At 70.8% G+C, this 13,117-nt stretch carries 11 protein-coding genes; 1 reads left to right on the plus strand and 10 read right to left on the minus strand.

Annotation, left to right across the window (positions count from 1 at the left end; translation table 11 throughout):
* Positions 1-152: 152 nt before the first annotated feature.
* The 10 genes from ABAZ39_RS28875 to ABAZ39_RS28920 form a co-directional block, all read right to left on the minus strand.
* A complete protein-coding gene (locus tag ABAZ39_RS28875; RefSeq protein WP_040137670.1) occupies positions 153-1,637 on the minus strand; it encodes an FAD/NAD(P)-binding protein in 1,485 nt (494 codons plus the stop codon).
* On the minus strand, positions 1,634-3,301 hold the full coding sequence (locus ABAZ39_RS28880) for an amidohydrolase (protein ID WP_201042306.1): 1,668 nt from the start codon (positions 3,299-3,301) through the stop codon (positions 1,634-1,636). Before ABAZ39_RS28880 ends, ABAZ39_RS28875 begins: the two co-directional genes overlap by 4 nt.
* Positions 3,302-3,310: 9 nt before the next feature.
* Positions 3,311-4,204: an ABC transporter permease gene (locus tag ABAZ39_RS28885; RefSeq protein ID WP_247881781.1), complete on the minus strand. Its 894-nt coding sequence runs from the start codon at positions 4,202-4,204 to the stop codon at positions 3,311-3,313.
* On the minus strand, positions 4,201-5,010 hold the full coding sequence (locus ABAZ39_RS28890; RefSeq protein WP_051658684.1) for an ABC transporter ATP-binding protein: 810 nt from the start codon (positions 5,008-5,010) through the stop codon (positions 4,201-4,203). The genes ABAZ39_RS28885 and ABAZ39_RS28890 overlap by 4 nt, the downstream gene beginning before the upstream one ends.
* An 11-nt stretch (positions 5,011-5,021) precedes the next feature.
* Positions 5,022-6,086 carry an ABC transporter substrate-binding protein gene (locus ABAZ39_RS28895; RefSeq protein WP_040137671.1) on the minus strand — a complete coding sequence of 355 codons (1,065 nt, stop codon included), beginning with the start codon at positions 6,084-6,086 and terminating at the stop codon, positions 5,022-5,024.
* A 34-nt stretch (positions 6,087-6,120) separates the two neighbouring features.
* Entirely contained in the window at positions 6,121-6,459 is a 339-nt protein-coding gene (locus tag ABAZ39_RS28900; protein ID WP_040137672.1) for a 4Fe-4S dicluster domain-containing protein, read from the minus strand.
* Positions 6,456-8,102, minus strand: coding sequence for an FAD-binding protein (locus ABAZ39_RS28905; protein WP_081863406.1), 1,647 nt, complete (start codon positions 8,100-8,102; stop codon positions 6,456-6,458). The genes ABAZ39_RS28900 and ABAZ39_RS28905 overlap by 4 nt, the downstream gene beginning before the upstream one ends.
* A 240-nt stretch (positions 8,103-8,342) precedes the next feature.
* On the minus strand, positions 8,343-9,638 hold the full coding sequence (locus ABAZ39_RS28910; RefSeq protein ID WP_040137673.1) for an O-acetylhomoserine aminocarboxypropyltransferase/cysteine synthase family protein: 1,296 nt from the start codon (positions 9,636-9,638) through the stop codon (positions 8,343-8,345).
* Positions 9,639-9,680: 42 nt separating this feature from the next.
* Positions 9,681-10,748 carry an isopenicillin N synthase family dioxygenase gene (locus ABAZ39_RS28915; protein WP_051658685.1) on the minus strand — a complete coding sequence of 356 codons (1,068 nt, stop codon included), beginning with the start codon at positions 10,746-10,748 and terminating at the stop codon, positions 9,681-9,683.
* A gap of 70 nt (positions 10,749-10,818) precedes the next feature.
* The gene (locus ABAZ39_RS28920; RefSeq protein WP_040137674.1) at positions 10,819-11,007 is read right to left on the minus strand and encodes a hypothetical protein; all 189 of its coding nucleotides are present in this window, start codon (positions 11,005-11,007) and stop codon (positions 10,819-10,821) included.
* Between the two features lie 440 nt (positions 11,008-11,447).
* Between ABAZ39_RS28920 and ABAZ39_RS28925 the strand changes: the two genes are divergently transcribed.
* Entirely contained in the window at positions 11,448-13,094 is a 1,647-nt protein-coding gene (locus tag ABAZ39_RS28925; RefSeq protein ID WP_247881782.1) for an ABC transporter substrate-binding protein, read from the plus strand.
* The last annotated feature ends 23 nt before the right edge of the window (positions 13,095-13,117 follow it).

Raw genomic sequence — 13,117 nt, forward strand, 5'->3', positions numbered from 1 at the left:
GTGTGGGGAATCCACAGGGCGCGTTGCGGCAGGGCGGCGACCAGGGCCAGCGCCACGAACATCGCGACGATCAGCCGGCTTACCCAGCGCACCGTCGCCTATGGAACGCGTTCTCGTCAGCATAAACAGGAACTCCGAAGAGAGGAATGGGGTCAAGAGCGCCAGGAGACCAAAGCGGCATTCCCGACCCGCCGTCGCCTGTCGGTCAGAGCCTCGGCGACGGCCAGCGCATGAGGAACGATTTCCGACGCGCCGACCACCTCGCCCAGGCTACCGCGGGTCGGCGGCCCGACGACGAACAGGCCGGGAACCGGCAGCCCGGCCGCGTCGAGCGCCCGGCCCCGCCCGTCGACCTCGATCCCCAGACCGAGCCGGTCCGGCCGGATCAGCCCCTGGGCGGCCAAGCCGGCCAGCAGCGCGTTGCGGCCGAAGGAGGCCCCATGCCCGGCGCCGGTGCAATTCACCAGGGCATCGTAGCTCCGCCCGACCGGACCATCCCCGCCACGCGGCCAGTGGACGACCCACAGCCCATCACCGCCCGAGGCGCCCTCCCCGGCGCTCGCCGCGACCAACCGGCCAGCCAGCACGGCGAGGCGCCCGTCCGCTTGAGCGGCCTCCACCAGACGGGCGACCTGCGGGGCCGCCTGGAAGCGGTGGACGTCCCACCAGACCCGAAGATGGCGCTGGAACCGCCGCCGCTCGTCAAACGGCAGGGCGGACCACAGCGCTCCATTCTGAAGACGCAGGCTTTCGAGCACATCGGTCCAGGGCCGTCCCGCCCGCCGGGCGGCGGCGACCGCGGCGCGCACGCGGCGCAGCAGGTCGCCGACACGGGTGGGCGGGTCGGCGGTGAAGTCGGTCCAGGATGTGGCCTGGGCCGGGCGCGGGCGCGGCACCAGCCCGTGGCGCGACAGGGCGGTCAGCGGTCCGCGATGACCGCGGCCGAGCAGCGTCGCCACCACGTCGCCCATGGTCAGGCCGGTGCCGACGATGAGCACCCGGTCGTCCCGCGCGACGCCGTCGAGGGCGCCAGCCGCCCAGGGATCGGCGACGACCCGCGGGTGTCCGCCCAGCGCCGCCAGAACGCCCGGCAGTTCGGGGGGCGGGTTTCCGGTGCACAGAACGAGCGCGTCGGCCTCCGTCGCCGTGCCGCCGGCCATCTCCACCACGAACCCCGTTCCGTGGGACGTCCCACGGCGATGGGCGGCGACCGCCCGGTCGCGGCGGTGGGTCACCAGCACCGGTCCGGGTGCGGCGAACAGCGACCGCAGCCGCTCGTCGAGGTAGCGCCCGAACGCCGACCGCGCGGGGTAGTGAAGCCCCTCCGACCAGCCCGCCGGATCGGCCTCCAGCACGCCGCGCTCCAGGCACCAGCGATGGAAATCCTCCTCCGCGCCCTCCTCCCCCGTCCGGCCGGTCGCCGCCACCATGCGGACGGAGGGCACGTTCACCCGGTGGCGCGGGTCGCCACCAGGGGCGTAGGTCAGGCCGGCGCCGAGCGATGGCCGCGGGTCCACGAGGTCCACCGCGGCGGAAAAGCCGCCCGCGGCGCCGGCGCGCACCAGCCCCGCCGCCACGCCGCTGCCCGACACGCCGGCACCGACGATGACGATCCGCAACGGGTCCGGCCCGCTCACAATCCCTCGCGATGGACGATCCGCCCGCCGGCGACGGTCAGGCGGCAGCGCAGGTCGCGCAACCGGTCCGGGTCGATGGCGGTGGGGTCCTCCGACAGCACGGCGAGGTCGGCGGCGAAGCCGGGGCGCAGCGGCCCCTTCCAGCCCTCGTCGAAGGTCAGGGCGGCGCCCGCCACGGTGAACAGACGCAGGGCCGTCTCGGCGTCCAGCCGCTGGTCTGGACCGATCACCCGGCCGCTGGTCCGTTCGCGCCGGTTGCAGACCGTCCACAGGGTGAAGAAGGGGTCGTAAGGGATGTTGTCGGTGGCGATGGCGGTCGGGATGCCCAGCCTCAGCAGATGGGCGTGCGGAACCACCAGATCGCCGCCATCCGGCTCGGCCAGATAGGCGGTTCCGCCCTTCCACAGGAAATAGGTCGGGATCGTCGTCACCAGCACGTCGAGCCGCTTCAGCGCCTCCAGATCCGCCAGCCGGGCACGGCCGATGTGTTCGATCACCCAGCGCCGCCCGGCCAGCCTGTGGCGCTCGTTCACCGCCTCCAGCACCGGCACCACCTCGTGCAGCTTGTCGCTGACGATGGTGTGCAGGCGCAGATCGTGCTCGGCGGCCAGGAGGCAGGCCTCGCGGAAGTCGGCCGGCGTCAGCGCCTGCTCGACGAAACCCGACCAGCCGGTGTCGGGCAGGTTGGCGCGGGCGCAGCAGGCCACCGCCGGATCGCCGCCATAGGCGATGTGGACACCCGACAGCCTCAGCCAGGGGTCGCCCAGCCCGGCGCCGCGGGCGTGGGCCAGCCAGTCGCGCATGGCGCGCCGCGCCTCGGCGATGTCGGCCCAGCTCGGGCTGACCACCAGCCCGACCCGCACCGTCAGCTCCCCCAGCTCCCACAGGCGGCGGTAGACCGAGATGGTCTCGGGCGCCGAGCCGTGCCCCTCGTAGACGCTGGTGGTGCCCTGGGCGTTGTAGAGCCGCTGGGACAGCCGCACCCCCTCCAGCCGTTCGGCGAAGCCGAAGCGGGGAACCGCCGGCAGCAGGTCGAACTCGACCGTCGGGCGGCTGTTGCGCTCGACGATGACGCCGGTCGGCTCGCCGTCGGCGTCCTTCAGGATCTCGACGCCGGAACAGGTCGGCACGGTCGCCGCGGTGATGCCGTTCAGCGCCAGCGCCCGGCTGTTCAGGACGCTGTGCCCCGGCGGCTTTCCCCAGTTGCCGAACAGGCCGGGGATGTAGACGGGATGATCCGGCGCGGCGCGGTCCAGCTCGTGCCGGTCCGGCGGCCGCCCCTCGGCCAGGGTGGCGGCGCCGTCGAAGAAGAAGGGTGGCGTGCCGATCGGCATGGTGACGACCCACTGGCCGGGCGGCGTCTGCGCCGCCGCCGCCCGCACCCGCTCCAGGATGTCGCCGACGCTGCGCGCGCCGGCCAGCGAGGGGCGCAGGCGCTTCAGCCCCTCGCGCTCCATATGGGCGTGGGCGTCGTTGAAGCCGGGGATCAGCGTCGCCCCGCCGAGGTCGATCACCTCGGTCGATGCGGTGGCGAGCCCGGCCATCTCCTCCCCGCCTACGGCGAGGATGCGGTCGCCGGCCAGAGCCACCGCGCTGGCGCGCGGCCGGGCCGGATCGAAGGTGATGGCCCGCGCGTTGCGCAGGATCAGGGTCGGTTCGCTCATCGGCAGCCCTCAGGAGGCGGTGGTGTACCAGGGGAACAGGCGGCGGATCAGCGCCACGAACAGCCGGTCGGCGATGAAGCCGAAGGTGCCGAGCAGCACCAGCCCGATCAGCATGATGTCGACCCGGAACATCTGGTGGCCGGTGGACATCATGTAGGCGATGCCCTCCCGCGCGCCCGACAGCTCGGCGGCGACCAGCAGGATCAGCGAGACGGCGATGCCCTGCCGCAGGCCGGCCAGGATCATCGGCAGCGCCGCCGGCAGAACCACCAGCAGCAGCGTCGCCAGCCGCCCCGCCCCCAGGCAGGCGGCGGAGCGCAGATAGGCCGCCGGCACGTCGCGCACGCCGATGAAGGTGGTGATCCAGATCGGGAAGAAGCTGCCCCAGGCGACCAGCGCCACCTTCGACCCTTCCCCGATGCCGAACCACAGCACCGACAGCGGCACCAGCGCGATGGAGGGGACGGAGCGGAAGCCGTGCAGGATGGGCTCGCTGACATGGTGCAGCAGGCCGATGCGCGCGGTCAGCAGCCCGGCGGTCACGCCGGTCGCCGTCGCGATGGCGAAGCCGAGCGCCGCCCGGCGCAGGCTGACCAGGATGTTGGCCGGAATCTCGCCGGACAGCAGCATCGGGACGAAGGTGTCGAACACCACCGACGGCGGCGGCAGCAGCACCGGGTTGACCCAGGTGCCGAGCCGCGGCACCGCCTCCCAGACCGCCAGGAACAGCAGGATGCCCGTCACGTTCAGCAGGGCGCGCAGCCACGCCGCCCGCCGCCGGCCGCGACGGTGGGCGCGGCGGAACGCCTCGGCGAAGGCGGCGCCTTCGGACGGCGTCTCCGCTACCGAGCCCCGGGGGATGGCGCGGCGATTGCCGGTCATGCCGTCCGTCGTCGCGGTCACGCGGCCCTCCGTTCGCTATCGGTCCCGCCATCGGTCCCGCCGGCCTTCTGGCTGCCGCGGGCCAGCGCCGCGGCGATGCGGGCGTATTCCCGGCCGAAGTCCGCCGACCCGCGGTCGCGCGGATAGGGCAGATCGACCGTCAGATCCTCCCGGATGACGCCCGGCCCCGCCCCCATCACCACCACCCGCTGGGCGAGGAAGACCGCCTCGTCGATGTTGTGGGTGACGAACAGGACCGACACCCCGGTTTCCCGCCACAGCCGCAGCAGATCCTCCTGCAGGGTGGTGCGGGTCATGGCGTCGACGGCGGCGAAGGGCTCGTCCATCAGCACCACCTCCGGCTCCACCACCAGGGCGCGGGCGACGGCGACGCGCTGGCGCATGCCGCCCGACAGCTCGTGCGGGTAGCGGTCGGCGGCGTGGCGCAGCCCGACCCGGTCCAGCGCCTCCAGCGCCCGGCGGCGCCGGATGGGGGCGGAGACGCGCTGCATGCGCAGGCCGAACTCGACGTTCTGCCGCGCGGTCATCCAGGCGAACAGGGCGTATTCCTGGAACACCACGCCGCGCTCCGGCCCCGGCCCGGCCAGCGGCCGGCCTCGGAAGCGCACGTCCCCCGAGGTCGGCGTCAGGAAGCCGGCGAGCAGGTGGATCAGCGTGGACTTGCCGCAGCCGGACGGGCCGATCAGGCAGACGAACTCGCCGGCCTCCACCGTCAGCGACACGTCGCGCAGCGCCCAGACCGGCGACCCGTCGCGGGACGCGTAGATCTGCGACACGCGGTCGAAATCGATCAGCGGCCCGCTCATGTCCCCTCTCCTCATGTGAGGGTGACCCGGTCGGGCGCCACCGCCTTCAGCGGCGAGTCGACGATCAGGCCGCGGAACAGGGCGCGCAGATCGCCCGCCGGACGCTTGGCGAGGCCGGCGGCGATGGCCCATTCCGCCTCCGCCACCAGATCGTCGAGGAAGCGGTCGTCGAAGGCGATCTGGAAGGTGAATTCGGACGTCGCCTCCAGGATGTCCTTGGGCGGGGTGTGGATGCGCCGCGCGATCAGGTCGGCCCAGCCGCCGTCGGCGTGAATCCGCCGCTCCGCGGCCTGAAGCGCCTTGATGGCGCCGGCGACCAGCTCCGGCTTCTCCTTCACCACCTTCTCGGTGGTCAGCAGGAGCTGATGGCTCTGGAAGAACTTCTCCAGCCCGTCCTGGGTCATCACCGCGGTCTTGCCGCCCGACTGGCGCTCCGCCACCACCGCTGACTGGCTGCTCCAGGCGAAGCCGTCGATGTCGCCGCGCACCAGGGCGGAGGTCATGTTGTTCGGGGTGAGGTCGACGACCTCGACGTCGCTCTGCGCCAGCCCGGCGAACTCCAGATACTTCGCCAGCATGTACTGCCCGGACGTGCCGACGCGGGTGGCGATCCGGCGGCCCTTCAGGCTGGCCGGCTTGGCCGGATCGATGCCGGCGTCCTTGCGCACGACGATCTTCATGTCGCGCGAATAGCGGCTGTAATTCACCAGGATCAGCGGGCGCAGCCCCTGCAGCACCGCGAACACCACCGGCGTGTCGGTCGAGGCGGAGAAGTCGGCGGAGCCGGCGAGCAGCGCCTGCATCGAATCGCGCCCGCTCTCGAACTCCATGGTGTTGAGGTCGAAGCCCGCCTCGGCCCAGGTGCCGGCGGCCTCGGCGACGAAGGGCACCGCCCAGGTGTAGCCGGTGCTGCCATAGGCCAGCGTCGCCTTGGCCGCCGCACGAGTGGTGTGGTCGGCGTCCCACAGCGGCGCGGCGGCGAATGCGCCGGCAGTCACGGCGCCGGCGGTCACCGCCGCGCCCGCCAGCAGGCGGCGGCGGCTGAGGCGCACAGCGGAAGGATCGAACACGGTCATGATCTGAAAGCTCCTGTCGGGTGCGGCCGGGCGCTCAATGGGGCGCCAGCAGCCGGAAGGTCTGGTCGGCGGAACGGTTGTCGCGATGGCCGTTGCTCCAGCCGATGGCGCGGCGGTAGCTGCCGAAGAGGCCGGCGGCGGCCACCGCCTCTTCGGCGATCCCCGTCACCGTCTCGGCGTCGGGGGCGACATAAAGGGCGTCGTCGGGGCAATGGGCTTCGCACAGGAAGCAGGTCTGGCAGTCGGACTGCCGGGCGATGACGGGCGCGGCCCCCTTGGCTTGCCCGCTCGCCGTCTGGAACACGTCCATCGGGCAGATGGAGACGCAGATGTTGCAGCCGGTGCAGCGGGTCGGACTGATCAGTTCGATCATGCCGCCAACTCCCGCTTCGCCCCGGACGGATCTGGATGGAGCGGCGCCAGACGGGCGGAGACATGGACCTCGTCCAGGCCCCCGACCGTCAGCAGATGGCGCTGCGCCGGATCGAGGGCGGCATGGTCGAGGCGGCGGTGCATGCCGCGCGATTCCGTGCGCGCCAGCGCCGAGCGGTACATCCAGCGGGCGGTCGCCAGCATCGCCGCGGCCTCCCGCACGCGCAGGGAGTCGTCGGCCGAGGACGGCGCGGCTCCGGCCGCGTCGCTCCACAGCCGGTCCAGCCGGGCGAGCGCGCCGGTCAGCCCCTCCTCCGTGCGGAAATAGTTGATGTCGTAGGGGAAGACCTCGGCCTGGACGGCGCGGGTCAGCGCCCCGGCGTCGATCGCAGCACCCCGTCCCTCGCGCAGTCCGGTGCCGCCGGCCCGCCGCAGCGTGCGAGCCCCGTTCCCCAGAGCGCGGGCATGGTCGGCGGCCCCCTGCCCGGCCCAATGGCCGCTCGACATCGCCCAGGCGGCGTTGTGGCTGCCGCCGCCGGTGAAGCCGCCGCAGATCGGCTCGCGCGTCGCGGCGTCCCCCGCGGCGAACAGGCCGGGCACGGCGGTGGCGCAGCGCTCGTCCACCAGCCGCAGGCCGCCGGTGCCGCGCACCGTGCCCTCCAGCCGCAGGGTCACCGGGAAGCGCTGGGTGAAGGGATCGATGCCGACGCGGTCGAAGGGCAGGAAGAAATTCGGCTGGGCTTGGCGCATCGCCGCCCGCAGCTCCGGTTCGGCCCGGTCGAGGCGGGCGTAGACCGGCTCGGTCGCCAGGACCCGCGCGATGACCGAACGGCCCCCCTTGGACGCGGCGCCCGGAATGACCGCGCCGTCCGCCCGCGTGAAGCTGGCCCACTGATAGAGCAACGTCTTGGTCACCGACCCGAAGGCCGGGGCGATGGCGTAGGCGTTGGAGAATTCCATCCCCGACAGGTCGGCCCCGGCCTCCGCCGCCATCAGCAGACCGTCGCCGGTCAGCACGTTGCAGCCGAGCGCCTTGCTGAGGAAGGCGCAGCCGCCGGTGGCGATGACCACCGCCTTCGCCCGGACGGCCCAGCGGCCTCCCTTCTGCCGCCGCACACCGGCCGCGCCGGCCACGGCGCCGCCGTCATCGACCAGCAGCTCCAGCGCCGGGCAATGGTCAAGGATGGTCACGCCGGCCTGCTTCACCCGGCGGCGCATCAGCCGCATGTATTCCGGCCCCTGCACCGACACGCGGCGGTCCCGCCCGTCGGCGTCGCGCGGGAAGGGATAGCCCCAATCGGCCAGCTGGCCGACCGCCGCGTGGGTGCGGTCGAGCACGCGGTCCATCCAGCCGTGATCGGCCAGATGACCGCCGAGCCCCTCGCGCGCCGCCTTGGCCGCCGCGCGCTTGGCCGGGTCGGGGTCGACGTACCACAGCGTGGTTCCCGACGCGGCGGTGGCGCCGGACGTGCCGCAGAAGCCCTTGTCGGCCAGGATGGTGCGGGCACCGGCGGTTGCGGCGGCGATGGCCGCCCAGGTGCCGGCGGGGCCGCCGCCCAGAACGAGGACGTCGGCCTCAAGATGGGCGTCGAATTCAAGAGATGAAACGGATGGGGTGGCGGGAGCGCCGGGCGCGTTGGCCATCGGAAACCTCCGGGGCTGATCGGTCACGCGGACGAAGCGGCGGACTGAGCGTCCGCGGCAGGTCCGGAACCGATATTTCACGTCTCTGTTTCGCTTTATGTTACGATAAATATACTTACACAGTAGTGTTTGAACGCATACAGAAATATGCACGCCTGTAAAAATTTCGGCCGGCACGCCCGATGAAGGGACGGTGCCGGCCGTGATCCGCGCGGTCTGTGGGTTATCGGGCGATGATCCTCACGCCTCCGCCAGCGCCTGCTCCAGATCGGCGATGATGTCGTCCGGATGCTCGATGCCGATGGACAGGCGGACGTAGCCGGGCGTCACGCCGCTGGCGCGCTGGTCTTCCGCAGACAGCTGGGAGTGGGTGGTGGTGGCCGGGTGGATGGCGAGCGACCGCGCGTCGCCGATGTTGGCGACGTGGTAGAACAGCTTCAGCGCGTCGATGAAGCGCCGGCCCGCCTCCGCACCGCCGGCCAGCTCGAAGCCGACCAGCCCGCCGTAACCGCCCTTCAGATAGGCATCCGCCCGGCGCCGGGCCTCGCCCTCCTGAAGGCCGGGGAAGATGACGGACGTCACCTTGGCGTGCGCCTTCAGGTGGTTCGCCACGAGGATGGCGTTGGCGTTGTGCTGGCGGATGCGCAGGGGCAGCGTCTCCAGACCCTGGATCAGCTGGAAGGCCGATTGCGGACTGAGCGCCGCGCCGATGTCGCGCAGCAGGGTGACGCGGGCACGCAGCGCGTAGGCGATGGGGCCGAGCGGCTTGGCGGCTTCCGTCCAGATGGCGCCGTGATAGCTGGGATCGGGCTGGGTCAGCAGCGGGAAGCGGGCGGCGTGGGCCTCCCACGGGAAGGTGCCGCCGTCGATCAGGACGCCGCCGATGGTGGTGCCGTGGCCGCCGATGTACTTGGTCGCCGAATAGAGCGTCACCGCCGCGCCATGCTCGAAGGGCCGCACCGTCAGCGGGGCCGCCGTGTTGTCGACGATCAGCGGCACGCCGAGTTCCCGGCCGATGTCGGCGACCTCGCGGATCGGGAAGACGTTCAGCTTCGGGTTCGGCAGCGTCTCGGCGTAGTAGGCGCGGGTGCGGTCGTCGGTGGCGCGGCGGAAATTCTCCGGATCGGCCGGATCGACGAAGCGCGCCTCGATGCCGATCTGCTTCAGCGTGTTGGCGAACAGGTTCCAGGTGCCGCCATAGAGGTCGGTGGAGGTGACGATGTTGTCGCCGGCCTGCGCCAGATTCAGCACCGAGTAGAAGGATGCCGCCTGGCCGGAGGCGACCGCCACCGCCGCCGCTCCGCCTTCCAGAACGGCGAGCCGCTGCTCCAGCGCGTCGACCGTCGGGTTGGTGACGCGGGTGTAGATGTTGCCCAGCTCCTCAAGCGCGAACAGCCGCTGGGCGTGGGCGGTGTCCTGGAACTGGAAGGAGGTCGTCTGGTGGATCGGCACCGCGACCGACCCGGTGACGGGATCGGAACGGAAGGCGCCGCCATGGACGGCCAGGGTTTCGAAACGCGGCGAACGGTCGGTCATCGGGAGGGCTCCCTTTTCGGAAATTCGGAGGTGGGACGGCGGTCAGGCGGGGGCGCCGACGAGATCGGCGTAATGGCGTTGCGCCACGTCGGGGTGGGAGCGCAGGCGGCTTTTCAGCGTGTTTTCGCCGACCGACGCGAACAGGGGGTTCAGCGGGTCCTGCTCCGGCCCGCGCGCCTCGGCGGCCAGATCGTCCGGCAGCGGCAGCACCGGCACGCAGACGTCCAGCCCGGCCCCCAGGAAGAAGGCGGTCGACAGACGGTCCACCCCCGTCGGCGGCGTCACCACCCGATGCACCGCAGCTCGGAAATAGCCGTCGGTCGCCAGTTCCAACAGTTCGCCGGCGTTGACGACGAAGGTGCCGGGAAGCGGCGGAACATCGGCCCAGCCCCCGTCCGTCTCGACCTGCAAACCGCTCTGGCGGTGCTGGAGGACCAGCGTCAGCAGGCCGCTGTCCTTGTGCGGCCCGACCCCCTGCCCCTCTCCATCCTCCGCCTCAACGGCGTCATGGCCCGGATAGCGGATCAGCTTGATGAGCTGCGTCGGCCGGTCGGTGAGGATCGGCGCGAAGGCGTCCTCCGGCAGGTGCAGAGCGGTCGCCACCGCCGACAGCAGGCGCCGCGACACCCCCGTCAGCTCATCCTGCAGGCGCAGCACGGCCGGGCGCAGGTCCGGCAAGGCGTCCGGCCACTGGTTGGGACCCTGCAGGCGGACCCAGGGCGGCGCCCCCGGCCCCCACGGCAGGGCCTCCCGTTCGGACCCGATGTCCAACTGCTCGCGCCAGTCGGCGCGGCCGCGGGTCCGCTCCCACCCGGCGCGGGTGTAGCCGCGGAAATGGGGTGAGTTGACCATCTCGATGGACAGCTTGTCGCGCTCCGGCAGCGTGAAGAAGCCGCGCGACAGGTCGAAGATCGCGTCGAGGAAGGCCGCATCGACCCCGTGTCCGGTCACGTAGAAGGCGCCGAAGCGGCGAATGGCCGCGCGCAGTTCCGACAGGAACAGGGCGCGGTCGGCGGCGCCGCCGTCCAGGCGCGCAAGGTCGAGAAGCGGCAGCGGCGGCCGGTCGGCCGGAGAGGAGGTCGCGGTCACAGGAGTCTCCTTTGCGGACATGCGTTCGGGAACGCCCGCTTGCGTGCAGCGAACGGAAGGATCGGAAGCTGTGGACTCGGGAACGGTGCGCTCAGCCGGTGCGGCGGGCCTTCAGCCAAGCGCCGCGCATCTGCGCCCAGAGTCCGCCGGCCGGAGCGTGGAAAGCCTGACACTCCGCGCCGGCGCAAATCCCCATGGCTTCGGGAAGCGGAACCCAGACCGTTCCAGGGTCGGACGCTGCGGAAGCGGAGGCCGGACGGGCCGTCGGGAGGTTGGCCATGACGTCTTTCCAGGGCAATGGCGGGGCGGCGTCACCGGGGTGCCGACACCCTTCGGAAGCCGCGATTCCCAGCCATCATTGCCCGGCGGCCGGTCATTGTCTACACATTTAATGGATTTATGGTGCCTGAAACCACATTTCTAACATGAAGTTTTTGCTGTTTCATAATTTCAACAAATTTTTCCAACTGCCCAAGCACCCTGGGACCCGGGCGGAGCGAAGATCGCCGACGCTGCTGACCAGCCCTTCCGCCTTCATCGGGCGCCATTGTCTGGGCACCGTTGTCCGGGCGGCGCAAAAAGAACGCTGCATACGATGATACACACTTGACCCGCCAATAACCCACCATAATACTAGATATATAGGTTTTTAAAACTAAAAAATGATGTGAATTCGGGCGGCGCTGCCGACCCGCATTCCCCGGATCGTAGGAATCCTTGATGACGACCTCTCACACCCCCTCCACCCGCTCGCTTCTCCGTTCACGGGGTGCCCGCGCGCTGATGGCCGCCGGCCTGCTGGCGCTGCTGGGCGGAGCGGCGCAGGCCGACGCTCAAACCGCCGCCCCGCAACGCGGCGGCACCCTGACCGCCATTGTTCAACCGGAACCGGTGGCCTTGTCCGCCGCCATCAACTTCGCGCTGCCGAACAGCGTCCTCGCCGGCAACATCTTCGACGGTCTGGTCGATTACGACCTGGACCTGAATCCGAAGCCGTCGCTGGCCGAACGGTGGGAGGTGGCGCCGGATGGCCTGTCGATCACCTTCTTCCTGCGCAAGGGCGTGACGTGGCACGACGGCCATCCCTTCACCGCCGCCGACGTGAAGTGGACGCTGGAAAACGTCTGGAAGACCATCCACCCGCGCAATCAGGCCATCTTCGGACGCGTCACCCAGGTGGACACGCCGGACGACCACACGGTGATCCTGCGCCTCAGCGAACCGTCGCTCGCCATCCTCAGCGCGGTCAACGCCAACGGCGCCCAGGTGCTGCCCAAGCATCTCTACGAAGGCACCGACATCGTCAACAACCCGCACAACCTGAAGCCCGTCGGCACCGGGGCCTTCGTCTTCAAGGAATGGGTCAGGGGCGACCACATCATCCTGGAGCGCAACCCGAATTACTGGGACGCCGGGAAGCCCTACCTGGACCGCATCGTCTTCAAGGTCATCCCGGACGCCACCGCCCGCGCCGCCGCGCTGGAGAAGGGCGACGTCCAGTACGCCGTCTTCAGCCCGGTTCCCCTCCGGGACGCCGAACGGCTCGGCAAGCTGCCCAACCTGAAGATCGAGACGCGCGGCTACGAATGGCTGTCGCCCTGGATGTTCCTCGACCTGAATCTGGACAACCCGTATCTCAAGGATGTGCGGGTGCGCCGGGCCATCGCCCACGCCATCGACCGCAAGGCGATTGCCACCATCGTCTGGTTCGGCTTCGCCAAGCCCGCCATCAGCCCGGTGCCCTCGACCCTGGCCGCCTTCCACGACGCCACCGTCCCGCAGTACGACTTCGACCCGAAGAAGGCCGAGGCCCTGCTCGACGAAGCCGGGTTCAAGCGCGGCGCCGACGGCGTGCGCTTTGCGCTGCATGAGGATTTCCTGCCCTACGGCGACGATTACAAGCGCACCGGCGAATACATCAAGCAGGCGCTGAAGCGCGTCGGCATCGAGGTGACCATCCGCAGCCAGGACACCGCCGCCTATCTGAAGCGCATCTACGGCGACCGCGATTTCGACATCAACGGCGTCTGGCTGGCCGCCTTCTCCGACCCGCAGGTCGGCGTGACGCGCGCCTATTCGTCGGAATGGATCGGCAAGGGCACGCCCTGGACCAACGGCAGCGGCTACCGCAACCCGACGCTGGACGCGTTGATCGCGCGGGCGAAGGTGCAGGCCAACCAGCAGGACCGCATCGCCACCTTCAAGGAGTTCCAGCAGATCGTGCAGACCGACCTGCCGTCGATTCCGCTGGCCGAACTGCGCTTCTTCACAGTCCACGCCGCCAGCCTGAAGGACGTGGTGACCACCGCCGACCAGGTCTACGGCTCTCTGAAGAACGCCTGGTTCGACAAGAGCCCGACGAACTGACGCGCCCCCCGAACGCGAAGACC

This window comes from Azospirillum argentinense (assembly GCF_000632475.1).
GTDB lineage: Bacteria > Pseudomonadota > Alphaproteobacteria > Azospirillales > Azospirillaceae > Azospirillum > Azospirillum baldaniorum.